The organism is Moorena sp. SIO3I8 (assembly GCF_010692325.1).
Taxonomy (GTDB): Bacteria; Cyanobacteriota; Cyanobacteriia; order Cyanobacteriales; family Coleofasciculaceae; genus Moorena.
This window is the reverse complement of the sequence record NZ_JAAHHW010000032.1, coordinates 42,278-66,991: the sequence shown is the minus strand read 5'-3', so window position 1 is coordinate 66,991 and position 24,714 is coordinate 42,278. Positions and strand designations below refer to the sequence as shown.

Below are 24,714 nucleotides of genomic sequence, written 5' to 3'. Positions count from 1 at the left end.
GAAACAAATTTTACTGAGAAGCTTTAAAGCTTTGGTGATGACAGTTATGTTGATGCTTTCGATAGTAGCATCACTGACTAGTTACCCCGATCTAGCCCTAGCCCAAACATATCTTAACTTCTCCAGCCCTGGTTCTCAGGTTGAAATCCTACATCCAACTGGTTTTGTTAACCTAAATAATGGCTCGTTCACACCTAATTTTGGAGCTGTAGCTAACATTTTCAATGGCAATGGACTGACTGGTAGCGGCACGGAACTGGATCAACTCCACGTAGCTGGAGGAAATTCAGATAACTTTCTCTCAGCGAAGCTAAATCATTGTGCAACGGCAGCTGATGTAAACTTTGACTTTGACTTTGGCAGCCCAGTCGTCTTGAATACACTAGCCCTATGGAATTACAATGCTTTCAATACAACGGCAACTAATCGGGGTATCAAAGACTTTATCTTAGTTCTCTCTAACAAAGCAGATTTTAGTGATCCAGTTTTTGAATCTTCAACCCTAACTCTGCCTAAAGGACCTGCAACCAATATTCCGGCTACTATCTTCTCTTTTCCTAATGTGAAAGCTCAGTTTGCCAGAATCGATGTTGTCTCCAACTATGGACCGACAAGTCTGATTGGCTTATCTGAGGTTCGTTTTGCCAAGATGGTTAGTAACACAACACCTAACTCGTCTCCTGCTCCACAACCTGAATTGCCCAATTGCGTGAATACAGATTGCAATTGTTCAGATTTCAGTACTCAAGCTGAAGCCCAACAGGTGCTTGATGCCTTTCCCGGCGACCCGCACCGGCTAGACCGTGATAAAGATGGTATCGCTTGTGAGTCACTGCCCTAAACAAAGTGGGCGTTGCTGAATCTTCGCGCTGAATAGGAGTAGAGTGGGCATCCTGCCCGCCCGGGAATGAAACAGGCAAGATGCCTGTTCCACGCCTGATGCCCATTCTACCAAGATCGCCGAACGGGCAAGATGCCCATTCTACCAAGATCGCCGAACGGGCAAGATGCCCATTCCACCTAACTATTAAAATCATTCCATTATTGATACTTAGCTGCAACAAGCGCCCTACCCCGGCGAGTTAACGAAACTTAGGGCAATCCTGCCAAATTAAAAAATCTGAGCTTTAATCAAAAATGGAAGCTCCAAAAGGAAAATCTAGGCACGCCATGGGTAGGGTAATTAAAACAGCCATAGGGTTATTACTGGGATTATCTCTCATCCTAGGAATAATAAGCTGTGATAGCGCTAAACTAACGTCAGGGTTTCAACCCTTACCAGCAGTAGCTCCCCTACCGATGCCTCAAATCCCAGAGTGGATTGAACAAATTAGTCCCATCGGCATGGCTGAGCCCCTTTCCCAAATTCGGATTCGCTTCAAAGACCCCCTGATTCCCGTTGAACGCTTGGGAAGTCCGAATCAGCGGGAAATCTTACAGAAATTTGAAATCATACCCCCTATCCCTGGGAAATTTCGTTTCTTAACCCCACGGATGGTAGGATTCCAAGCTGACCAAGCTCTGCCTCTAGCCGCTCGTGTCCAAGTTACCATCAAAGCAGGATTAGCTGACCTAAACAATCATAGTCTAGAACAAGACTTAGCCTGGACCTTCAATACTGCCCCGATCCAGTTAACCAATTTGCCAGCAACTCAGCGGAATCCAGAAGCGGAACCAGAACCGATTGCTCTGGAGCCTAAGTTAGAGTTTACCTCCAATACCCAATTGGATCTCGCTTCAGTAAACCAGCACTTGACCATGACACCGAAAGGTCAGACTCAGAGTGTCAAGCTAGATGTAGCCCTTAAGGAACAAGCAGATGTTTCCAATGAGTATAGGCAACCCGCTCAGGAATTTAACCCTTCGTTGCGGCAATGGATTTATACGATCACCCCTAAGCAACCCCTCACTAAAGCTACCGATTACAAATTAGCCTTTGCCCCTGGAGTGCGTCCCGCTCGCGGCAATATCGCGACCGAAACCGCTTTCGTTAGTCAAGTCAAAACCTTTGACCCCTTGACCTATCAGGAAACCACATTTTACGGACAGCCAGAGGCGGGAGGCGCTTATGGACGGTTTGTGAAAGGGGCAGCTCGGTTGGAATTTAATAATGGTTTGCTGGCCTCTTCCGCCATGGAGCATATTACGGTTGAGCCTGCTCCCAAGGAAGCTCCCAAATTGGTGCAAGCTTATGATGGCAATCGATTCGTTAACCTTAATCCTTGGGCATTAGAACCAGAAATTACCTATACCGTTACTCTCGGTGCTAATCTCACTGACCAATTTGGGCAAACCTTGGGTGAACCTGTAACCTTTAAATACCAAACAGGGGATTTAGCAGGGGATATCTGGGCTCCCTCGGATTTGCATATCTTTCCCTCTACCCTAAAACGCAATTCCGAGTCCCTACAGTTGAATATTTCTACAGTCAATTTACCGCAACCGGAGTATAAAGCGGCTTATCGCATCGTTCAACCTACTGACTTGGTCTATAAAGATTCCGCTTATCCCAGTGGCAAGAGCAATGATTTATTACCGAACCCAAGTCAATGGGAGCGTTTCCGGGTAGCGGGAAAGAAAAATAAAACCACTAATATCGCGGTTTCCCTGAGGAAACGACTGGGAGGTTCAACGGGAATGTTGGCCTATGGGGTGCAAGCGAAAACCTATCGCTATCAAGATGGGAATGGAAACGAAAAGTGGTGGGAACCAAAGTATTATGGCATGGTGCAGCTGACCAATTTGGGAGTGTTTGCGCAATGGTTTCCTGATTCGGGTTTGGTGCAAGTGAATCATCTGTCCGATGGCTCACCAGCAGCAGCAACGGTAGAGATATATAAGTCTGAGCTGAATGCTTCCTATCGAGGGTCACCAAAACCCTGTGCGATCGCAAAAACTGACAGAACTGGCACCATCGCCCTAACCAGCCAGGCTCTACGTCAATGTATGAATGGGGCAACGCGCTTCACTAAAGGCCCGAAATTACTGGTAATAGCTAAAGAAGGCAAAGACTGGGCATTTACTCGAACCAATGAATATAGTGGGTATTATGGCTACGGGATTTATTCAGACTGGGACAATGGCAAACCCAAATCCCGAGGCACTATTTTCTCAGACAGACAGCTTTACCAACCAGGAGAAAAGGCTTGGTTCACCGCAGCAGCCTATTATCTGGAAAAAGATAACCTCACCCAAGACAAAAATGCATCTTATCAGGTCACGCTGGTCGAACCCAATGGTAAGAAGACAGACTTAGGCACTAAGACAACCAATGAATTTGGTACCTTCTCCTTAGAATTACCCCTGAAAGAGAATCAACCCCTAGGTTTCTATACCGTTGAAGCCAGGGGAAGCAATGGCAGAGAAATTTCAGGTGGTTTCCGAGTAGCTGAGTTTAATCCTCCTAACTTTAAAGTTGACCTGACCCTTGCTCAAAAATTTGCTAACATGGGCGAGAAGGTGGACGCTAATGTCCAAGGAAATTATTGGTTTGGTTCAAATGTAGATGGGGGTAAGGTTGCCTATTATGTCACCCGCACCCCCTTCTACTTTACTCCAGCAGGATGGGAAGAGTTTTCCTTTGGTCAGCAGTGGTTTTGGCCCCAGGAAAGACCGCAAGTTACCAGTGATGTCCTCCAAACTAATCAAACTTTAAGTGAGTCTGGGGAAAGTAGTCTAACTATTCCGGTGACGAAAGACCTGCCCTATCCCATGACTTACCGGGTGGATGCCCAAGTTACCGATGTCTCGAATCTGTCGGTATCCGATTCTAAAACATTTACAGCTTTACCTAGCGATAAACTAATTGGATTAAAAGGGGATTGGGTGGCGGATGCCGGAAAACCATTCCCTCTAGAAGTGATTGTTACTGACCCCACGGGTAAATTAATCAAAGGACAATCAGTACGCCTGGAACTGCAAGAAATGAAATACAGCAGTGTCACCCAGGTCTTGGCAGGGAGTCAGCGAGAAAAGAATCAGGTGGAATACAAAACCGTGAAAGAGGTAACTGTCCGTTCCGGTAGTAGTCCGAAATCCATCAAGCTCACTCCCCCCTCATCCGGTTCTTATCGAATTCGCGCTAATTTTGCTAAGGCTAAAAATGACTTAGCAGCAACAGACTTGCAAATTTGGGCAACCGGTGGAAACGCAGTGTACTGGGGGTCTCGCTATGATAACTCTCGCCTGGATATCAAACTAGACAAGGATAGCTATAAGCTTGGGGAAACAGCCACAGCCTTGATTCAATCTCCCTATGCCGAAGGGGAATTGTATTTTTCAGTAGTTCGCAACAATACCCTCTATCGCAAAGTAGTCAAAGTTAAAGGGGGTGCCCCAGAGATTAAGTTCAAAGTGACTCCCGAGATGGTACCTAATGCCGCAGTAGAAGCAGTAGTAGTGCGCCAAGGCAAACCCCTATCCCAAGTTGAGCCGGGGAGTGTAGAAAATCTGGTGCGGATTGGTTTTGCTCCCTTTAATACCAGCTTGGATGATAACTATCTCAAGGTAACAGAGACATTGCAGTCTAAGTCCATTGAACCTGGTGCTAAGCAAACTGTGGAATTAGCATTGCAAGATTCTAAGGGTAAACCGGTAAAGGGACAGTTTACCGTGATGGTTGTCAATGAAGCTATCTTGCAACTGAGTGGCTACCAAATACCGGATTTAGTAGAGACCGTGTATGCTCAGCAAGATATTTCCACTCGCTTCAGTGATAACCGTCCTAAGGTGGTGCTAGAAAAGCTAGCGATGGAAATGACGCAAAAAGGCTGGGGCTATGGTGGAGGACAGTCTTCTGGGGCAGCTAGTACTCGGATTCGCACGGAATTCAAACCCTTAGCCTACTACAATGGTTCACTGGTAACAGATGCCAATGGTAAAGCAAGGGTAACCTTTAAACTACCAGATAACTTAACCACTTGGCGGGTGATGGCAGTAGCAACGGATGGCAACCTACACTTTGGTAATGGCCAGGCTACCTTTATCACCACCAAGCGGCTGATGGCTAATCCAGTATTACCTCAATTTGCTCGTCCAGGCGATCGCTTTAAAGCTGGGATAGCGCTAATTAATAATACTGGGCAAACGGGAGATTTACAAATTAATGGACAACTGACCGGTGCCGTTCAGTTTGATGGTGGTAAAGGGCCTACGCTGAATCAAAAAACCTCAGCCAAGACCGGAACCAGTGGTTATCGTTTTCCGATGGTAGCCAATAACTTGGGTAAAGCTAAAGTCAAGTTTACGACTAAGCTCAATGGTAATCAGGATGGGTTTGAAGTACCTTTAGCTGTTAAACCGGTTGACATGACTGAGCAAGTGGTGGAATCGGGAGTAACCAGGACTCAAGTAAAAATCCCAGTGAATATAGCTAGTAACGTGGTACCTGACAGGGGAGGGTTAGAGATTTCCCTGGCTAGCACTCTGATTCCTGAAATTACTGCTCCGGCTAAGCAAGTCTTGGATAACGAAGACTTACCCTTCTTAGAACCGGTAGCAAGTAAATTAGCGATCGCATCCAATTTGGAAATACTCGGCAAACAATATGGTCAGACCTTTGCTGAGTTTAACCCTAGCCAACAAGGCACTGAGGCTATCAAACAGTTACAGAAACTTCAGCGACCAGATGGTGGCTTTGCCAGATGGCCCGGACGAAAATCCTCAGACCCCTTTGTTTCTCCCTATGCTGCTACTGCTCTAGCTCGGGCGAAAGCAGCAGGATTACCAGTAGATGCTGGGATGGTGAGCCGTCTCCAGAACTACTTGCAGAAAATATTGGCAAATCCTGGTCAGTATGATTATTGCAAGAGCGTAGTGTGTAAGAGTAAGGTGCGATTAGAAGCACTGATGGGGTTAGCAGAACTCGGTCAGACCCGCAGTGACTTCCTAGGATACCTTTCTGAACAGAGCAGTAACTTCGACCGGGTCACTCAGATTAAATTAGCGCGTTACTTATTCCAGTTTCCTCAGTGGCGGAGCCAAGCCCAAACTTTAGTCAATCAGTTTCAGGAAAGCATCTATCAAACTGGGCGTTCAGCTCGGATAAACTTACCCCAAAGCTGGCGTTGGCTGGATTCTTCTACAACTGCACAAGCTCAAGCCTTGCGCCTATATATCGCCCAAAACAGCTCAGCCGAGGTTCGCAGTAAACTATTACAAGGGTTATTAGAGTTACGGCGAGACGGCACTTGGCAAACTAGCTACGATAATGCCCAAGCCTTGAGTGCCTTAGTAGACTATAGTCGATTACAGCCTACACCCCCGAGCTTTGGAGCAACGGTACAACTAGCCGGGAAAAAACTTGGCTCAGCCCAGTTCCAGGGGTATCAGAAACCTAGTCAATCGATTCAGGTTACAATGGATAACTTACCCCGAGGTCGCCATGACTTGATTGTCAAAAAATCTGGTTCAGGGACTCTACACTACTTAACCAGCTATCGTTATCGCTTACAAGGCAATCAACCCGGTCGGTTTAATGGATTACGAGTAAACAAGACCATACGTCCCGCTAATCAGGAAAAGGTATTGCGAAAGATTGGACTGTATGCTCTCAAAGAGCCATTAACAGTACCAGCGGGACAAGTGTTTGATATTGGCGTGGAGGTGATTACCGATCATCCAGTGGATCATGTCGTGATCGAAGATCTCTTACCAGCTGGCTTAGAAGCCGTCGATACTAGTTTCCAAACTGCTACCCCTTACTTCCAAGCTCAACAGGATAGCTGGCAAATCGATTATCAGAAAATCCATCGCGATCGCATTGTGGCTTATGCCGATCGATTGGAAGCTGGTGTCTATAATTTACATTATCTGGTGCGCTCAGTTACACCAGGAACCTATTTATGGCCCCCTGCCCAAGCACACCTCAACTATGCCCCAGAAGAATTTGGCAGGTCGGCTTCCTCTACGTTAGTGATTAGTGATTAATGATTAGTTAATTATTAATTGTTAATTGCTAATTGCTAATTACCATTTTGCTTTTGCCTTAAATGGCTCTCCTAGGGTGGCTATGATAAATTACTATAAAATAATCGCTATAGCCCTTACTAAGTAAGGTTTTTAGTAATTTAAAAATGCAATTTTAATAAAAGCGATGCAGCGCGGTCTTGGGGGTTTCCACGGGGCTTACAAGGTGCGGACGCAGGTTCCGCACACAGCCCCTCCCCATGAGCGACTGCATCAAGACAATGTATTTTGATTTTATTGAATCCCTTGCTATTTAAGGGGTTAAGCTCATTTAAACTACTAATTTACTATAATCAGTCTAGGAGAGCCCCTTAAATTGACAACTTAAACTTATTGAATACCCTTATGAACTACCCCGCCCTGGACGTTCGCCTTTGGCGTGGCCTACGGCCAGGACGGGGTATCAGCAGACCCGTCTGATGAGCGCGATTTTTGACGCTTCATCTTTCCCAGTTGCTTCATCGATCCAGTATGTTTACTGGTCTTTGAAGTAGAGCTAGAAAATCCACGTTTTTCGAGGTCAGTCCCGTACCCCGGCTGATTTCCATTAGCTGCTTTGAACATCACCATTGCGCTTGTTTTGTCTCTATCAAGTTCAAACCCACAAGCATCACAGCTGTGGTATCTATTTGATAGTTCAGCCCATTCTTTGTGAACTTTTCCACATTTTGGACAGCGCTGAGATGGTTTTAGCTGTCTAGTTGGTAACTGAAGGACAATTCCGCCTTTGAGTTCAATTTTGTAGGTCAGCATTTTATTGATAGTACCGAATCCTACATCTAAAATGGCTTTGTTCAATCCAGCTTTTTGCTTCTTTCTTTTTGACCCTTTTTTTGCTTTTCGGGTCATCCCTTTCGTGTTGAGTTTTTCAGTTACGCCGATGTCATAACGACTAGATAAATCTGACGTAACCTTGTGTTGCCAGTCTTTGCGCGCCAAGCCAACTTTTCTTTTTAACTGGGATTCCTTTTTGTTGGCTTTTTTCCAACGCTTAGACGCCAAAATACCTTTTTTGAAATTAGGAGCTTGCTTTCTACGTTTTTCTTTCCCGGCTGCCTTCACTTTAGGCTCTAGAGTTTTAGTAAAACGCTGGTTAGCTATCTCCTCAAACTCGCTGCCATTGAAGGCTGTGATTGCTGTCTCAGTCCCCAGGTCATAGGCTATGATCTTCTTGTACGTCAAATCAGATTCTGAGCCATATTTAGTTAATGGGGTTTCTGCTTTGACAGTTATTGAAGCATACCAAGCGTTTAGACTAGGCTTATAAGTAATTGTTAAGGTTGTTGGTGTTCCCCAAAACTTTGCCTGCCCACGCATCTTTATAGTGAGACCGAGGTCGTTCAGTGTCAAAGTCCCATGCTTCCCGTCAGTATTCACTTTCCAGCCAGCTTTACTGGGGTAAGTCCATCCGGAGTATTTCCGAATTGGCTTATATTTTGGGATTCCAGCTAATCCTTGAAAGAACCGATTATAAGCCAGGTCTACTCTCTTTAGAGTAGCTTGCAAAGACGTACTATATAACTCCTTATATTCCGGCCAGCATTTTTTGAAATCAGGCAAACAGTTTTGCTGATCAAAATATCCTATAGACTTTTTGTTTACTTTCCACTCATAACGACGATCAGCTATCCCAGCGTTGTAGAGTAACTGGTGCAGTTTTCTCGCATAAAACATCTTTGATGTAGCTGTTTTATTGGGATATATACGGAACGTCTGCCTAAAAATCGCCATAAGTGGAATCACCTCCTTGAATCTCGTGCTATTTGTTTGCTATTATTTTAATATAGTTGATAGTAAATATAAATGTCAAGCATAAAAAGGAAAAAAACTCAGAAAAGAATGAGAGGAGCACCTGATCATTATGACGAACTAAAAAAACAACACGGAATTTGGTTAACAGACACTACTTGGAAATGGTTGCAGTTAGCAGCTAAAGATTCCGGGGTAAGCGTTGGAGAGTATATAGAGAGCTGGGTAAGAAAACAGGCTTCTGGTATTTGTTCGCGTAGCGTGGCCGTAAGCCAAGGGGCTATCCATCCCCCACCTGAAAGTTCGCTTAGCGTGGCCTTTGGCCAGGTGGGAGAATTTCGCCCCCTTAAACTCCCCCTATTTTGTTAAAGTTGATGGTACTAAATTCATATCCGAATCAAAAACCGAATCCCAATAAAAAACCATATGTCCGCCCCTTGGAGGTCAAGCTAATGTTAGAGTTTAATAAATCTTCAGCTATCGACATCGATAAAGGAAATTCGAAAAAAACTAATAATCATGAAACCATTGAAACCGTTGTCAAAACGGACAATCAGGAAACTAAGCCAATAGGCTTAACTGAGCCAAAATTTTGGTCGAAGCCCCTGATTGGACATATCGCCATAACTTCTGTATTGGTTTTACTTATTACTGTAGGAGTCATATTTCTGTATTCCTTAGGTAACTACCAAACCCAAAAGTGGTTGTTGCCCCCAAGAGAACCAGTTGCCTATACTGAGACCATCGCTGATGCTGCTCCCCTTGAACAAGAAAGAATTAGTGACCAAATCCAAGAAATCCAAGCGCGAGACCAAAGACATTTTAAAATGATGACATTCTTCTACAACAATTACTATATGTCTAAGTTAATGACCTATGGTACAGCAATTGTAGCAGGAATTTGTTTACTCTTTATTATTCGATCAGGTTGGAATAGTACTCACCCTTATGTGATTAATATCTTCGTAGTGGTTTCAGCATCAGCTATTCTGTTTGGAAATATTCCGGGATTATTCCGGTATGAGGACAGTATTGTCAATAACAAACAGTTATACCTGAACTATGCATCTCTACAGAATGAGGTAACTAGCTACTTGGTGACAGGCCAAGATATCGATGGGAATCCTAGAGAAATGAAATACTTTATTAATCACATTGATAAGGAATTAAGTCGATTAAATCGACTGCCAATTGGGTTTGAGAGAACTCCACTATTAAATTATCCCACTTTATATAGCAGCTCTCAATTGGATAAGGGACTTTAGTCCTGGGTTATAGGGAGTAGGGAGTAGGGAGTAGGGAGTCGGGAGTCGGGAGTCGGGAGTCGGGAGTCGGGAGTCGGGAGGTAGCTTGCTCATGGGGGGACTCTCATGAGCAACTGCATCAAGACTACGATTGTATAATCAACGAGCTCTAAAAGCTAGGTCGCTTATATAGTCTGCGTTTTAGCTTATATATAGTCTGCGTTTTAGCTTATTTCCTTACCCCCTCAGGCTTGATCGATGAAGATTCTAAGACGAACACAGAATTTCCGGGTCTAGTGTACTGAGGCTCGGAGTACCGATTTCCCCAACTGCGCGAATCACTAAATCAGGGCATTTGCGTCCAGGGTCAAGGCAAGAAGCAATAAGCATATGCTTATTGATAAAAAGACCGCGTCATTCTCAACAAATTAACTCTATTGCGAGTACAGTTCTACGAGATTATAGGGGTTTCGAGCCACGATCAACCGATATCCAGCCAATGCACATTATGAGCCATTTTTTCTTGCGCTTACCCTGGTAATTAGGCGTTGCTGAATTAAGGAATGAATGCGGGATAATTTGGTTTTATTAAAGCCCCCTAAATCCCCCGAGCGAGCAATCCCTCGCTCGGGGGACGCAAGAGAGTTTTGTTCCCCCCAAGCGAGCAATCCCTCGCTTGGGTGGCTAGGGGGGCGTGCGCCATACCCAGAATCAGCAACGCCGGTAATTAAGCCTCTTTCTCTGGGTTAATTGTTCAAGTTATTTTACACGGTTCCTAAGTAGTCGGTTTGCAGCCAAGAGGCTGTTTAAACCACTGCCCTCCCAGGGAATAGAAGATCTGATAAATGCACCATTCACTAGCTTATAATAATTATCATCAGTGCCGATTAACCAGACATTCTCCGATGCATCTACTGATATCTGCTTGCCCTCAGAGCCAGATGGAGTCTGTACAAATGATCCGTTCTTTAGCTCATATGTATTGGTGTCCGTTCCAATTATCCAAACCGTAGTAGTGTCGTATACGGAGATCTCCAGTGCTTTAGAGCCAGATGGAGTCTGTACAAATGATCCGTTCTCTAGCTTATATGTATTGGTGTCCGTTCCAACTATCCAAACTTGGGTTGGATCAGCTATACCAACAGATATGCGAATAGCTTTACTGCCCTGCGGTTGTTGAACAAAGCTATTTCCTTCAAGTTTATAAGTGAATAATTCTCCAGCCCCGATTGCCCAAACATTTTCACTGTCACCAACTGCTATTTGAACTGCTTCAAAATCTGGGTCTACCCTTTGCCAACCCTGTAATGAATATTTGAAAACTCTTTGTTGATTGTCAATGCCAAAAGCGGTACCATCAGAACCAACAGAGATGTCCAGCATGGTCTCGAAGTCACTCATATAAAACTCCTGTGAGTGTGGAAACTACATGTATGTATTTGCAGATTGACTGAAAAAAGATCAGTGTCATTAATTTCAATCAACACATTTATATAATGTTTGATTTAACCTAGACTTTGCAGTACCCCTGAGGGTACCTTTTGTACTATTTTCGGATATTGTGTAAAATGGCTCTCCTAGTTTGGCCAGGGTAAGCGCAAGAAGCAATAAGCATATCCTTATTGATAAAAAGACCGCGTCATTCTCAACAAATTAACTCTATTGCGAGTACAGTTATAAGAGATTATAGGGGTTTCGAGCCACGATCAACCGATATCCAGCCAATGCACATTATGAGCCATTTTTTCTTGCGCTTACCCTGCATTTGCGTCGGATTTGAGTTGGGTAAGCTGGGTCAACATTCTCATCCATTAGATACTTCAGTGCCATTGGCTTTCAACTGGGCTTGTCTTTCTGCTTTGATTTTCCGGAGTCGAGCAACAGCAGGATGAGGATTCAAGGCTTGAGCTTTACGCTGTTGATGTGCCCACTCTAGCCAGTCAGCAATGTATTGACTAACTGTGTCTTTGTTCTGTAGGTAATAAAGAATTGTGGCATAGACCTCTTCCAAGGTCAGAGTTGAGTAGATTTTCGCAATTTCTTCAGCAGTGCGTCCTTGTCTTGATGCAGTCGCTCATGGGGGAAACCCCCAAGACCGCGCTGCATCGCTTAAATAGATACTCGTACAACACAGTTTCAATCCCAATCCGATGACCTTTTATCCGAATGTCATCAGGAGCCAGAAAGTTGAAATACTCTTCTAGTTGCATAAGGAATTTGATGGCGATAGTGTTTTGAAATGAGATGCTCTACTAGGATTGATGGAAACAGGGAATCGGGAATCGGGAATCGGGAATCGGGAATCGGGAACAGTTATGAAAGACCGCGCTGAATCGCTTCGTTCCTTAAATTTGGAAACACCATTACGAACATTGCTATAGGGCTAATCTCGCTGGATTAGCTAAACCTTGACCTTTCGGCCACGCTACGCGAACAACCGACTAACCTTGGCCTATTGGCCACGCTACGCGAACAACCGACTAACCTTGGCCTATTGGCCACGCTACGCGAACAACCGACTAACCTTCAACCTAACAACCGACGTTACCACTCATCTTTAAGCCTCTTTTGGCTTTAACCCCATCACCTCTGCCACAGCAGCAGTTGTGGGCTCAATCCCTTCTGTCAATGGGTTTTTGCTGTGTTCGATAGCAGTATCTGGATCTTTGAGACCATTACCTGTCAATACACAAACCACAGTTGCTCCTGTGGGTACCTGGTCTTTTACTTTCAACAAACCAGCGACTGATGTGGCGCTAGCTGGTTCACAAAAAATTCCTTCTTGGGATGCCAATAACCGATAGGCATCTAAAATTTCTTGATCGGTAACACTATTAAATGCCCCTTTACTAGCTTCTTGGGCTGCGATCGCTTTTTCCCAGCTAGCTGGGTTACCCACCCGAATTGCCGTTGCAATGGTTTCGGGATGCTCTAGGACTTTGCCAGCGACAATCGGAGATGCTCCAGATGCTTGAAATCCCATCATTTGGGGTAAGCGATCGCATTTCCCCTGCTGATGGTACTGGCAAAAGCCCATCCAGTAGGCACAAATATTACCAGCATTGCCCACTGGTATGCACAGCCAATCAGGAGCATCACCTAAGTTGTCCACTATCTCAAACGCAGCTGTCTTTTGACCTTCTAAGCGATAAGGATTGAGGGAATTGACCAAGGTCACGGGATACTTGGATGCCATTTCCCGGACAATTGTCAAGCAGTCATCAAAATTTCCCTTAATGGCGATTACTGTCGCTCCATATACCAACGCTTGGGCTAATTTCCCCAGAGCTACATAACCATCAGGAACAATTACAAATGCCCGCATTCCCCCCCGACGAGCGTAGGCTGCTGCTGATGCCGAGGTATTTCCGGTACTAGCACAGATTACCGCTTGGTCTCCTGCTTCCTTAGCTTTTGAAATCGCCATGGTCATGCCCCGGTCTTTAAAACTACCGGTAGGATTGAGACCATCATATTTCACCAGTACCTTTACTCCTCTGCCAATAATTTTGGCAATAGTGGGGACAGGAATTAAAGGAGTGTTACCTTCGAGTAAGGTTACCACTGGTGTGGAGTCAGTGACTGGCAAATAAGGACGGTAAGCCTCAACTAAGCCAGGCCAGTTGAGTGAAGTAGAAACAGACAGACTTAAAGCCACGTTTGGTTAGGGAAGTATTCAGGGTGAAGTATCAAGTGTGAAGTGTGAAGTATGAAGCATGAAGTATGAAGCATGAAGGTTATGATTTGTCAACCCTTCCATTGATTTTTATTGCTTACTCAGCAACTGGTATATTGTGCTACTTCATCCAATACGCCTTCATCCTTTACACTTCATCTTTGTCTATCTTATCTTGACTGATTCTGAATCACAGGCTTTCTCGGTTTTTCTGACCGATGGCGTTTGTCTGTGTTAAGCCGCAGTTTGGGACGTTCCACCATTCGTTCTTCGATATCGTCACTAATGGGGGGTTGAGTTTTGTCATAGAACAACTGCAATGCTGCCGCTGCGATCGCATGAGCATCATATTCTTCTTCCAATTCCCGTACAACTGGCAAGAAAGAAGCCATCCGTTCCCCTGATAAAGCTTCCCGTAACTCTGCCTGCAGTCTTTCTAAGCGCCGGGCTTCAATTTGTGAGCGGGTCGGAATCCGGGTAACTTCCAACCGTTGCCGCACCTTGCGCTCAATCTGGTAGAGTTTACGGCGTTCAAAGGGTTGAATCAGGGTAATTGCTGTTCCTGTCTTACCAGCACGACCGGTACGACCAATGCGGTGAATATAGCTTTCTACTTGATCTGGCAGGTCAAAATTGATCACATGGGTCAGATGATCCACATCTAGACCACGGGCAGCAATATCGGTTGCTACTACCCAACGCACTTGATTTTTCCGGAACCGATACAATAACCGCTCCCGCTGACTCTGACTCAAATCACCGTGGTACTCATCCACACTGTGACCAGCCGCTTGTAATTGGTTGGTTAGTTCAGCAGCCGCTTTTCGTGTTCGCACAAAAATGATTGAAGCTTCTGGGTCTTCCAGTTCCAGAATCGGATGGAGAGCCCTGATTTTTGAGCAGCCACGGGGTACCATGTAAACTCGCTGTTCAATGCGCGCTGGTGCTGCTTTCGATTGCTGAACTTTAACAGTGACCGGGGATTTCAGGAATTTGCTGACTAGGTCCTGAATTGGCCGGGGCATAGTTGCTGAGAAGCAAGTAGTCTGACGCTCTTCGGGAGTCTGTTGCAGGATTTTCTTAACATCATCGATAAAGCCCATGCTTAACATTTCATCCGCTTCATCGAGTACCACCCAGCTCAGGTTTTCCAGCTTCAGGTCTCCCCGGTCTAGCAAGTCAATCACCCGTCCGGGAGTTCCTACCACAATCTGAGCGCCTTTGTAGAGCATCCGAATTTGCCGCTCAATGGACTGACCACCGCAGACGGTTAGTATATGCAATCGACGGTCCTCACTGAAGTCCCGAATCGCTTGGTTAACTTGCTGGGCTAACTCTCGGGTTGGGGTTAGAATTAAGGCTTGTACGGTTCGCTTGTCCAAGTCAATGCGATCTAGCATTGGTAGGGAAAACGCTGCTGTTTTGCCAGTACCGGTTTGAGACATACCGAGTACATCATGGCCATTGAGCAGTTCAGGAATAGCTTGGGCTTGGATAGTAGTAGGTGTAGTGAAGCCGATTTTTTCGAGTTGGCTTACACAAGTTTCAGACAATCCCAGGCTTTGGAAAGAAACGGTCATAAGTTATTTTTCGATTTTTCGTTGGTTAGTTGTGGTTTTTTTCTGGTAAGTCAGAAAGTTAGTAGTTGAACGTGTGAGGAAACACTGTCATGGCTATAAAGACAGTGAGCCTTCAGGTTTTACTCACCATGGTTTTTGCCTTGACAAACCTATGATGAGATTAGATGAGTAGAAAGCGGTTTAGTTTCCACCCATTTGGTTAGGTGCGCTTTCCGTTGGCGAATTAAATTCGCCACGGGTCGCACCTGTTGATAGGCATCAACTCCTAAGTTGCACCTTGTCCCATAGGCAGTCGCGCTTTGGCTTAAACCCCCTCAGGTCGGGGCTGCATCGCGCTTCACCATCAGCTGGGGTCTGTTGCGACCTATTTAGTGTGTCTAAAAGCTTGAGATTAGGTTCATCCCACTAGAACACGTCTTACAGACGCAATGGTTAATGCCCTAGACACAGTTGTCAGGTTGAGGGTGGCTCCTTAGCTAGGTATTGCCCGTTGGATTGGGGTGGGTTAAATCATCCCAAATTTGACCCTCAAAGCTGAATTGATGCACCGCTCAGCTAGTTTTTACCCCCTAAGCAGGTCTTTTAAGTGTGCCGTTTACGCTGCCGTTTAGTGTGCGCTTTAGTGTGCCATTACTATGGGCGACAGACACCTGCTTTTGATAAGGCTAGAGGCCTTGTGAAAAGCTCCATAATCTAAAAGACCAAGGATTATGTCTGGTTCAGGATTGACCAGATTACTTGCCCTAGTGGTGGAGTGTTTAATTCCAGCCCCTAGTTAAAGCCTGTGGCTTGTTTACGGAGGTAGTACTACAGAACCATACAAGTCGTAGAAATCACAATCAGTAATTTCTACTGATACTATGGTTCCTAAAGAGGCATCACCTTGAACGTAGACCAATCCATCCACCTCAGGGGCAAACCTGGCACTGCGACCAATAAATTCACCCGTTAAGGGATTTTCTTGTTCTATGAGAACATCAACTATCTTGCCCAGACAGTTTTGATTTTTTTTCAAGGAAATCGGTTGTTGAACTGCCATCAGGGCATCCCGTCTGGCATCCATCACCCCTTGGGGCAACTGATTAGGCAATTTGTATGCTGCTGTTCCCTCCTCCGCAGAAAAGGTAAACACTCCAACATGGTCAAATTCATGATGCTGGACAAATTCCAGCAAGTGTTCAAAGTGCTGCTCTGTCTCGCCGGGAAACCCGACAATAAAGGTGGTTCGCAACACTGCATCAGGAAGTGCAGTTTTTAGTTGCGTGATTATAGCGTCATTTACTCGTCCCTGCCAAGGACGGTTCATGGAGCGGAGGATTTCTGGATGGGAGTGCTGTAGAGGCAAATCGAGATAAGGAAGAACATTATGAGTTTCCTGAATGGCTTTTATGACGGATGGGGTTAAACCGGTGGGATAGGCGTAGTGGATCCGAATCCAGGGGATGTCTACTTCACCTAATGCTCTCAACAGTTCTGGCAGTTTCGGTTCGCCGTATATGTCTAAACCATAGTTGGTGGTGATTTGGGAAATTAAAATCAGCTCTTGAACCCCTTGAGATGCCAACTGCTCGGCTTCCGCAACAATGGATTCTATGGTACGCGATCGCTGCTTTCCCCGGAGGTGCGGAATTATACAGAAGGAACAGCGGTAATCACACCCTTCTGCGACCCGCAGGTAAGCAACCCCTTCAGAAGTTGTTCGGTAGCGTGGCGTTGTTTCGTCAGCAATGTAGGTTGGTTCAGTAGAAACCTCTTGAACGCGATCGCCTGTTTCTACTCTTTGGATTACATCTACTATTTTATGGTAGTCCCCGGTTCCCACCACTGCCACTGCCTCTGGCAACTCTTCCAATAGTTGGCTTTGGAAGTGTTGAGCCATACAGCCGGTAATCACAATTTTTTGATCAGCTTCCGCCAGTTCTACCAGCGTGCGCACTGATTCTCGCCGCGCTTCTTCTATAAAACTACAGGTATTTACAATAACATAGTCAGCTAATTCTTCATTGGCATCTACCTGGTATCCTGCCTGCACCAGCAGACCCAGCATATGTTCGGTATCAATGCGATTTTTCTCGCACCCCAAGTGAGATATTGCTACAGTTGGCTTTTTGCCCATTCATTCATCATTTTATATTGTACTACGGCTTAGTCACATAACCTACTGCCCTTTACCAGAACCTTACACCATTGATTGAGCTTGGTGTGATTGAGCTTAGTGTGTAAGTGATGTGCTCAACTCCTAATCTGCTCTGCTAATCTACTAGTACTGATGTTCCATGTTGATTTCACTATCAAAACCTATACACTCATTCTAAATTAAATTTTATTAAAATATTCAAAAAAATATGAGGAAATCTAAAAATATCCCTCACAGAAAATCATGGGCTCGCGGGGATCGTGACTCCAACGGGCTCGTGTTGGTAAGCTCCCTCTATGGGGGAGCGGGGGGCTGAGCTCCTACAGGGATTAAATCGAGTAGTGCTGATCTGGGCTCTTAACCACAAGCAGCTCGAAAAGCTCAAAGTTGACAGGACAAAGGTACAATCTACTGGTACTATATATAATCCTATTTTACCCTTGACCTAGCATCAGTAGGCATCAAAAACAGATGTAGTAGTTTTAGGGCTCACCTCTGTTAACCTACCACCACTAGAAATCGTCTTCAGGAATTAAGGTGCTTGCTTTGGGGATAGCACTGACCGATACAATTGGTTTGAGCGACTGGTTTTAGCAACCGGGAGAACTAAATCCCAGGTTTCATCAAATAGAGTAAGCACCATAGCTTTACCATTAATGCCAGTGGTAGACCGATGCCAGAAACGGCATCCGACCTCTCAATTCCCAAGTTTTCTACAGGGGGCGCTGAGGCGCTCTATCTGTAGCTTTTCCTCCCCGCTCCCTGATGAGATGGGGCTTCCAAACATCCCACGATTGTGAACTTAGAGCAAATTTTCCAGACACCGAATCCGATCATAGGAGTTGTGCATTTGCTGCCACTCCCTACTTCCCCGCGCTGGGGGGGTAGCCTGCAAGCTGTGATTGACCGAGCCGAGCAAGAGGTCACCGCCTTAGGGTCTGGTGGAGTCGATGGGGTGATTGTTGAGAATTTTTTCGACGCCCCATTTACTAAAAACCAGGTCGATCCAGCAGTAGTCAGTACCATGACGATCATAGTCCAGCGACTGATGAACCTGGTTCCCATACCAATAGGGATCAATATTTTACGCAATGATGCTCATAGTGCTTTAGCAATTGCTACTTGTGTAGGGGCTAAATTTATCCGTGTTAATGTTCTGACTGGGATTATGGCAACAGACCAGGGGTTAATTGAGGGACAGGCTCATACACTCTTGCGCTACCGTCGGGCACTGGGTAGTGATGTTAAGATTCTTGCTGATGTTCTAGTCAAACATGGACAACCTTTGGAGTCACCGAATATCACCATAGCTGTACAAGAAACCATAGAGCGGGGGTTAGCTGATGGTGTGATTCTCTCTGGCTGGGGAACCGGTACTCCTACTAATCCCCAAGACCTGGTGTTAGCCTCGGCGGCGGCTAAGGGCAAACCAGTGTTTATTGGCAGTGGGGCTAATTGGGAAAATATCTCCACCCTGATGCAATATGCTGATGGGGTAATTGTCTCTAGTTCCCTCAAGCGTCGTGGACAAATTGATCAACCTATTGATCCGATTCGGGTCAGTCAATTTGTGGAAGCAGTACGCAGTAGTGTGTCTGCTAAACAAGAAGAAAAACCAATTGTTTGAAGGTTGGCCAGTTGAAGGTTGAAGGTTGGCCGGTTGAACGCGCACGCGTGGCCAATAGGCCAAGGTTATCAGGTTGAACGCGCACGCGTGGCCAATAGGCCAAGGTTGGCCGGTTGACTTTCAACAGTATGTCACCTTGGTTTCTGTCTATTGGTTGTTTGACTTGATAACGTAATAGTTAGAACTTTCAAGCAACCCCTATTCCTCATTAATCTAGATTATGAGTGTGAGTCGTCGGCGTTCTGCCCCCTGGATTTATCGTTGGTCCCGTCAGCTGATTGCTGCGATCGCTGTCGTGGGTGCCCTGTTAACTGCTTATCTGACTGTGGTTAAACTGACAGGTGGTACTGCAGTTTGCAGCGCGGGTGCAGCTAATGCTTCTAGCTGTAATGATGTCCTTTCCAGCCCTTATGCTAGTATATTTGGTCTGCCACTAACCTTGTTTGGTTTCTTGGCATACACCAGTATGGCTACATTTGCCTTGGCTCCGTTGTTAGTAAAGGGAGACCCAAAGAAGGGACTTCGCTCAAAACTAGAAAATTGGACTTGGTTACTGCTGTTAGCAGGCGCAGCAGCTATGACAGTTTTCAGTAGCTACTTGATGTACTTGCTAGCGTTTGAGATCCAAGCACTCTGTATATACTGCATCACTTCAGCATTATTTGCCATTAGCCTGCTAGTCCTAACCCTTGTGGGTCGCAGTTGGGACGATATTGGTCAAATTTTCTTTATCGGTCTGATCGTGGGCATGATCACCTTGGTGGGTACCTTAGGCGTTTATGCTAATGTTGGGGAATCCGTGGCCACATCAGCAGATAATGGTGGTCCAATTCCCACAGCCTCTGGTGCGCCAAACGCAGCTATTGGTGGCTGGAAAGTTAACACAACCTCTGGTCAATCGGAAATTGATCTGGCGCGTCATTTGACTGAAGTTGGTGCTAAGAAATACGGAGCTTACTGGTGTCCCCACTGCTATGAGCAGAAGCAACTGTTTGGAAAACAGGCATTCTCTCAAATCAATTATATAGAGTGTGCTCGTGATGGCAAAAATGCTCAGACAGAAGCCTGTATCGCTGCTGGAATTCAATCCTATCCTACTTGGCAAATTAATGGCGAATTGCTCCCTGGTGTCCGAACTCTAGAAGAATTGGCTAATGTCACTGACTATCAAGGCTCCAGGGACTTTAAGTACTATTTGCCAGGACGATCCTAATTGGGAAGTGTGGGAAGTGTGGGGAGATGGGGAGGTGGGGAGATGGGGAGATGGGGAGATGGGTGCGATTCGTTGGCTAGAAACCTTGTCCAGAAAGGGCTTGGGGGATTAGCCGCTAGCCAGATAGAGCACCACGCTCTATTTGGAACCTAGATAACTTGATAACCATGCTGGTGAGTATAAGCAAGTCCAGCCGGAGTGGAATCCTCCTGACAGCCTTACCCCTATTCATAGGAACTAACAAGCCTATGGGTAAAGCGGGGTCAAACAGCGAAGCACTAGAAGCCGAATCTGGTTTTAGTAGCAGGCAAGGACTTATGGGTACGCAAGGAAGGTACGCTCAAATCATCGTTACCATCGTATGGCGCAAAGGCTGACACGCCATAGACAAAACGTCAAAGGAGGCACTGACTTCAAGGTTCCATCTCCATGAAGTGATTCCCAAAACCACACCTCCCGGTGAACAGTACCACCCTAAAAGTCCAACCAATGGTAATCAGGAACGAAGTAACCCCTGTTTGTACTCTTGGAAAGGTCGATATCCAAGTAGGTAGTTAGCCGCAAGTCATATGGGGGCAAGATTGAGCTCAGTTGCTAACGCCTAGGGTAATGCCTAGGATATGCAGACGGACTCACGTTGTAGGAAAAGAAATAGTCGCAAGTACCAATGAATAAGTCTAAAACGATGGGATTCTCCCATACGTCGGAATGGAATAAGGTCAATTGGCGTAAGTTAAAACGAGCCTTATTTAAGTTGCAAAAACGAATATTTCGAGCCTCCCAACGTGGCGATGTTCGCGCGGTTAGACGACTACAAAAAACCTTGATGAAGTCTTGGACTGCAAAAATGATTGCGGTGCGTAGGGTCACACAAGATAACAAGGGTAAGAAGACGGCTGGGGTTGATGGGATCAAATCATTAACACCATTACAACGTCTGTCCCTAGTTAAAAACTTGAAAGTCTGCGGAAAGGCCAAACCAACTCGACGGGTTTGGATTCCCAAACCTGGCAAAGGTGAAAAACGCCCACTAGGCATCCCTACCATGTATGACCGAACATTGCAAGCTCTTGCCAAACTGGCATTAGAACCAGAATGGGAGGCACAATTTGAACCTAATTCATATGGGTTTAGACCAGGACGCTCAGGCCACGACGCCATCGAAGCAATATTCAACAGTATCAAACAAAAACCAAAATGGGTTCTAGATGCTGATATTGCCAAATGCTTCGATAAAATCAACCACGATGCACTTCTGAGAAAATTAAATACTTATCCATCCATGAAACGTTTAATACGTTCCTGGCTCAAGGCTGGTGTGATGGACAATGACACATTCTCCACTACAGATGAGGGCACACCACAGGGGGGAGTAATATCCCCTCTACTGGCAAACATAGCCCTTCACGGCATGGAAAAACGGATTAAACAATATGCCGAAACATTACCCGGAAAAAAACGGGATAACAAATCAGCGTTAAGTTTGGTTCGATATGCTGATGATTTTGTCATCATGCACAAAGACCTAACCGTGGTAGAAGAATGCCAGAAGGTCATCAACCTATGGTTGATGGATATGGGCTTGGAACTAAAACCAAGTAAGACCAGGATTACCCACACCATGGATGGATTTGACTTTCTTGGATTCAATGTCCGTCAATATCAGGTTGGTAAAAACCAGTCAAAACAAGGTTTTAAGACCATCATCAAACCATCTAAACAGAAAATCCACAAGCATTATGAGCAGCTTTCCTCTGTTATTGATAGATATAAAGCTGCTCCACAGAAGGCTCTAATCAGCCGACTCAAACCCATTATAACAGGTTGGTGTAATTATTACAGCACAGTCTGTAGCAAAGAAACCTTGGCCTATGGCCACGCTACGCGAACAACGACCTGGGGAATATGTTATGGAATAAACTCCAACGGTGGGGGTACAGAAGGCATCCAAAGAAATCAAAAACCTGGGTAAACCAGAAATATTGGGGAACCATCTCAAACGACAACTGGGTATTCATGGCACAGGAAGATAACTATCTACCGAAACATGCTTTGACACCAATTGTTAGACATGTCAAAGTCAAAGAATCCAGAAGTCCTTACGATGGAGACCTAATCTATTGGAGTACCAGAATGGGCAAGCATCCTGTTTTGACCAATCAAAAGGCCAGACTTTTAAAAAGGCAAAAAGGGAAGTGCTCCCACTGTGGTCTTACCTTTAGGGACGAAGATTTATTGGAAAAACATCACATTATACCGCGCTCCATTGGTGGAAATAACACAGACGACAATCTGGAACTACTTCACCTACATTGCCACGATGTCAGACACGGTTCTACCGTAAAAACCAGTCATGAGCTTGATGCCCATCCCTGGTAGAGGTACCAATGTCAATGGTTCTTACAACGAGGAGCCGGATGAAGCGAAAGTTTCACGTCCGGTTCTGAAGACGAGTCAGTGGGGTGACTCACTGACTTAGTTTAATGGAGATGGGGAGATGGGGAGATGGGGAGATGGGGAGATTTTTATTAAGGGTAATTATCGGTTCTGATAGTAATTCTGATAGTAATAAGGTAAACAAGATTTTTTCCCAATTCCTGATTCCCGATTCCCGATTCCCGATTCCCGATTCCCGATTCCCAATTCCCGATTCCCGATTCCCTTGGATAATTCACGAAATCTCAATGTTGTAGTCATTGGTGGTGGAGCCGCTGGTTTTTTTGGGGCAATTACCTGTGCCACTACTCATCCCCATACCAATGTCACTCTCCTAGAAGCCTCACGCCATCCATTATCGAAGGTGCGCATCTCTGGTGGTGGACGCTGTAATGTTACTCATGCTTGTTTTGACCCAGCCCAGTTGGTGCAAGCTTACCCCAGGGGAAGCAAAGCATTGCGAGGGGCTTACACCCGTTTTCAACCCAAGGATACCATTGCTTGGTTTGGTGCTCACGGTGTTGATCTGAAAACTGAAGCGGATGGCAGGATGTTTCCGATTACTGACACTTCCGAAACTATTGTTGATTGTCTCTTACAAGTAGCTAAGAGGGCAGGGGTAAAGATTCGCACCAGTAATCCGGTTAAGTCGATCTCTCGGCAATCTTCCCAACACCCAACTCCTGACACGCCACACCAGACCCCAGGAGGATTTGAAATTGGGTTGAGGAATGGTGAGATTATAAAATGCGATCGCGTTTTGGTTGCTACTGGTAGCAATCCCCTAGGCTACCGTTGGGCAAAAGCCTTAGGTCATACCATCGAAACCCGGGTTCCCTCTCTATTCACTTTTAATATCCCAGACTCCCGTTTACAGGATTTAGCTGGGGTGAGTGTTAAACAGGTGTGCCTCAAATTACCCGATGCTGGTAAAACGTTGAAGGAACAAACGGGACCATTGCTAATTACCCACTGGGGTTTAAGTGGTCCAGTGGTACTCAAGCTTTCTGCTTGGGGGGCTAGAGTATTGCATGAACACCATTATCAAATGCCCTTGTTGGTGAATTGGCTTCCTGAGTATAATCCAGACCGATTGCGCAAATTACTCCTTGATGTTAAATCCCAGTTACCTCGACGCTTCATTACTACTAGTTGTCCCATTCCTATCCCAAAGCGCCTTTGGGTGAGCTTAGTTACTAGTGTGGGAGTGGGAGCACAAAACCGTTGGGCTGAGTTATCGAAAAAAACCGTACATCAGTTAGTTCAAGAACTGACTCAAGGACGCTATTTGATTCAAGGTAAAGGGGTTTTTAAGGAAGAGTTTGTTACTTGTGGTGGTGTTAGTCTCAAAGAGGTGAATTTTAAGACTATGGAAAGCCGCCAATGTCCAGGTCTTTACTTTGCTGGGGAAATTCTCGATATTGATGGAATTACCGGGGGATTTAATTTTCAGAGTGCTTGGACAACGGGTTGGTTAGGAGGTCAAGGTATTGGAAATAGTTAGTGTTGTGGGAATTGATAATTTGTCTTTTATTTGTCCATTAATTGTGATATTATTTGCGTCCTTAGTTAGAGTTCAAAATCCCAACGTACCAGTAAGCCATTTCAGAGTTTTGTAAGTCAACCAGGGCTTTCCCCAGTTCAACCCCTTGTTGTCGATCCCTGTCTAAAAAATCATCCATCTTGGCTGTTTGGGCTTCAGGAGATAGGGTTCGCCAGTCATGCTCAATCCAGGTTAGCTTGAAGGTTTTACGTACAACTTGCACCGGCTGCTTACGGTTTCTCCAAACAAATAAGGTGCGCAAAACTGGGTGTCTTTCTACCAGTCTCACCCAAGCCTGTTCAAAGAACTTCGGATTCAGCTTGCCGTGAATCGTCAACTTAAATTGGTCGAAATATACCCGATGTTCCGGGTGATACAATGTCTGAAATAATATCCCTTTTTGCGTTGAGGAAAGGGGATACATTGCTTCAATATCTTTAGTTTTATTTTGGGCAACAACCATTTTTTATATTGAGAATTTTTATGTTAAAGTCTTAAGAAATAAGGGAACAGGGAATGGGGAATAGGGAACAGGCAAGAGGC

19 protein-coding genes and 1 pseudogene are annotated in these 24,714 nt (G+C 45.4%); 12 read left to right on the top strand and 8 right to left on the bottom strand.

All coding sequences use genetic code 11. The features are described from left to right. Positions 1–841, top strand: an 841-nt coding sequence (locus tag F6K51_RS15025) for an excalibur calcium-binding domain-containing protein (protein ID WP_293021408.1), incomplete at its 5' end; no start/stop codon positions are given. 296 nt (positions 842–1,137) lie between these two features. Then, positions 1,138–6,927 (top strand): alpha-2-macroglobulin, encoded by a 5,790-nt coding sequence (locus tag F6K51_RS15020; RefSeq protein WP_365939965.1) that lies wholly within the window; start codon positions 1,138–1,140, stop codon positions 6,925–6,927. Between the two features lie 423 nt (positions 6,928–7,350). Here the strand turns inward: F6K51_RS15020 and F6K51_RS15015 are convergent, their stop codons facing one another. Further along, the gene (locus F6K51_RS15015; RefSeq protein WP_293021407.1) at positions 7,351–8,697 is read right to left on the bottom strand and encodes a transposase; all 1,347 of its coding nucleotides are present in this window, start codon (positions 8,695–8,697) and stop codon (positions 7,351–7,353) included. A gap of 72 nt (positions 8,698–8,769) precedes the next feature. Here F6K51_RS15015 and F6K51_RS15010 point away from each other — a divergent pair, with 72 nt between their 5' ends. Both F6K51_RS15010 and F6K51_RS15005 read left to right on the top strand, forming a co-directional pair. After that, positions 8,770–9,084, top strand: a complete 315-nt coding sequence (locus F6K51_RS15010) for a hypothetical protein (RefSeq protein WP_293021406.1) — start codon at positions 8,770–8,772, stop codon at positions 9,082–9,084. 83 nt (positions 9,085–9,167) lie between these two features. Beyond that, entirely contained in the window at positions 9,168–9,980 is an 813-nt protein-coding gene (locus tag F6K51_RS15005; RefSeq protein WP_293021405.1) for a hypothetical protein, read from the top strand. On the opposite strand, the gene F6K51_RS15000 is transcribed toward F6K51_RS15005, so the two are convergent. The 3 genes and pseudogenes from F6K51_RS15000 to F6K51_RS14990 form a co-directional block, all read right to left on the bottom strand. Continuing rightward, a complete protein-coding gene (locus F6K51_RS15000; RefSeq protein WP_293021404.1) occupies positions 9,945–10,073 on the bottom strand; it encodes a hypothetical protein in 129 nt (42 codons plus the stop codon). The two genes, F6K51_RS15005 and F6K51_RS15000, sit on opposite strands and share 36 nt — an antisense overlap. A 645-nt stretch (positions 10,074–10,718) precedes the next feature. After that, the gene (locus tag F6K51_RS14995; protein ID WP_293021402.1) at positions 10,719–11,360 is read right to left on the bottom strand and encodes a tectonin domain-containing protein; all 642 of its coding nucleotides are present in this window, start codon (positions 11,358–11,360) and stop codon (positions 10,719–10,721) included. A 403-nt stretch (positions 11,361–11,763) separates the two neighbouring features. Beyond that, positions 11,764–12,169, bottom strand: a pseudogene (locus tag F6K51_RS14990) (hypothetical protein). Between the two features lie 198 nt (positions 12,170–12,367). Here F6K51_RS14990 and F6K51_RS14985 point away from each other — a divergent pair. Continuing rightward, positions 12,368–12,520: a hypothetical protein gene (locus F6K51_RS14985; RefSeq protein ID WP_293021401.1), complete on the top strand. Its 153-nt coding sequence runs from the start codon at positions 12,368–12,370 to the stop codon at positions 12,518–12,520. Here the strand turns inward: F6K51_RS14985 and thrC are convergent. The 3 genes from thrC to rimO all read right to left on the bottom strand — a co-directional run bounded on the left by thrC (position 12,517) and on the right by rimO (position 17,331). Beyond that, positions 12,517–13,617: a threonine synthase gene (gene thrC / locus F6K51_RS14980; protein WP_293021399.1), complete on the bottom strand. Its 1,101-nt coding sequence runs from the start codon at positions 13,615–13,617 to the stop codon at positions 12,517–12,519. The two genes, F6K51_RS14985 and thrC, sit on opposite strands and share 4 nt — an antisense overlap. Positions 13,618–13,805: 188 nt before the next feature. Beyond that, positions 13,806–15,215, bottom strand: a complete 1,410-nt coding sequence (locus F6K51_RS14975) for a DEAD/DEAH box helicase (protein WP_293021397.1) — start codon at positions 15,213–15,215, stop codon at positions 13,806–13,808. Between the two features lie 793 nt (positions 15,216–16,008). Next, entirely contained in the window at positions 16,009–17,331 is a 1,323-nt protein-coding gene (rimO, locus tag F6K51_RS14970; protein ID WP_293021396.1) for a 30S ribosomal protein S12 methylthiotransferase RimO, read from the bottom strand. A gap of 817 nt (positions 17,332–18,148) precedes the next feature. Between rimO and btpA the strand changes: the two genes are divergently transcribed. The 7 genes from btpA to F6K51_RS14940 all read left to right on the top strand — a co-directional run bounded on the left by btpA (position 18,149) and on the right by F6K51_RS14940 (position 24,132). Beyond that, positions 18,149–18,979: a photosystem I biogenesis protein BtpA gene (gene btpA, locus F6K51_RS14965; protein WP_071104593.1), complete on the top strand. Its 831-nt coding sequence runs from the start codon at positions 18,149–18,151 to the stop codon at positions 18,977–18,979. A gap of 220 nt (positions 18,980–19,199) precedes the next feature. Beyond that, positions 19,200–20,192, top strand: coding sequence for a vitamin K epoxide reductase family protein (locus F6K51_RS14960; RefSeq protein ID WP_293021395.1), 993 nt, complete (start codon positions 19,200–19,202; stop codon positions 20,190–20,192). Between the two features lie 18 nt (positions 20,193–20,210). After that, a complete protein-coding gene (locus F6K51_RS14955) occupies positions 20,211–20,345 on the top strand; it encodes a hypothetical protein (RefSeq protein ID WP_293021393.1) in 135 nt (44 codons plus the stop codon). Between the two features lie 514 nt (positions 20,346–20,859). Continuing rightward, positions 20,860–22,164 (top strand): group II intron reverse transcriptase/maturase, encoded by a 1,305-nt coding sequence (ltrA, locus tag F6K51_RS14950; protein ID WP_364302757.1) that lies wholly within the window; start codon positions 20,860–20,862, stop codon positions 22,162–22,164. A 44-nt stretch (positions 22,165–22,208) separates the two neighbouring features. Then, positions 22,209–22,571, top strand: coding sequence for an HNH endonuclease (locus F6K51_RS38450; RefSeq protein ID WP_364302760.1), 363 nt, complete (start codon positions 22,209–22,211; stop codon positions 22,569–22,571). 110 nt (positions 22,572–22,681) lie between these two features. After that, positions 22,682–22,885 carry a hypothetical protein gene (locus tag F6K51_RS14945; protein ID WP_293021392.1) on the top strand — a complete coding sequence of 68 codons (204 nt, stop codon included), beginning with the start codon at positions 22,682–22,684 and terminating at the stop codon, positions 22,883–22,885. Then, entirely contained in the window at positions 22,855–24,132 is a 1,278-nt protein-coding gene (locus F6K51_RS14940) for an NAD(P)/FAD-dependent oxidoreductase (protein ID WP_293021391.1), read from the top strand. The genes F6K51_RS14945 and F6K51_RS14940 overlap by 31 nt, the downstream gene beginning before the upstream one ends. Before the next feature lie 61 nt (positions 24,133–24,193). Here F6K51_RS14940 and F6K51_RS14935 read toward each other — a convergent pair whose 3' ends face one another. Further along, complete coding sequence (locus tag F6K51_RS14935) at positions 24,194–24,634, bottom strand: condensation domain-containing protein (protein WP_293021389.1); 441 nt, start codon at positions 24,632–24,634, stop codon at positions 24,194–24,196. Positions 24,635–24,714 lie beyond the last annotated feature (80 nt).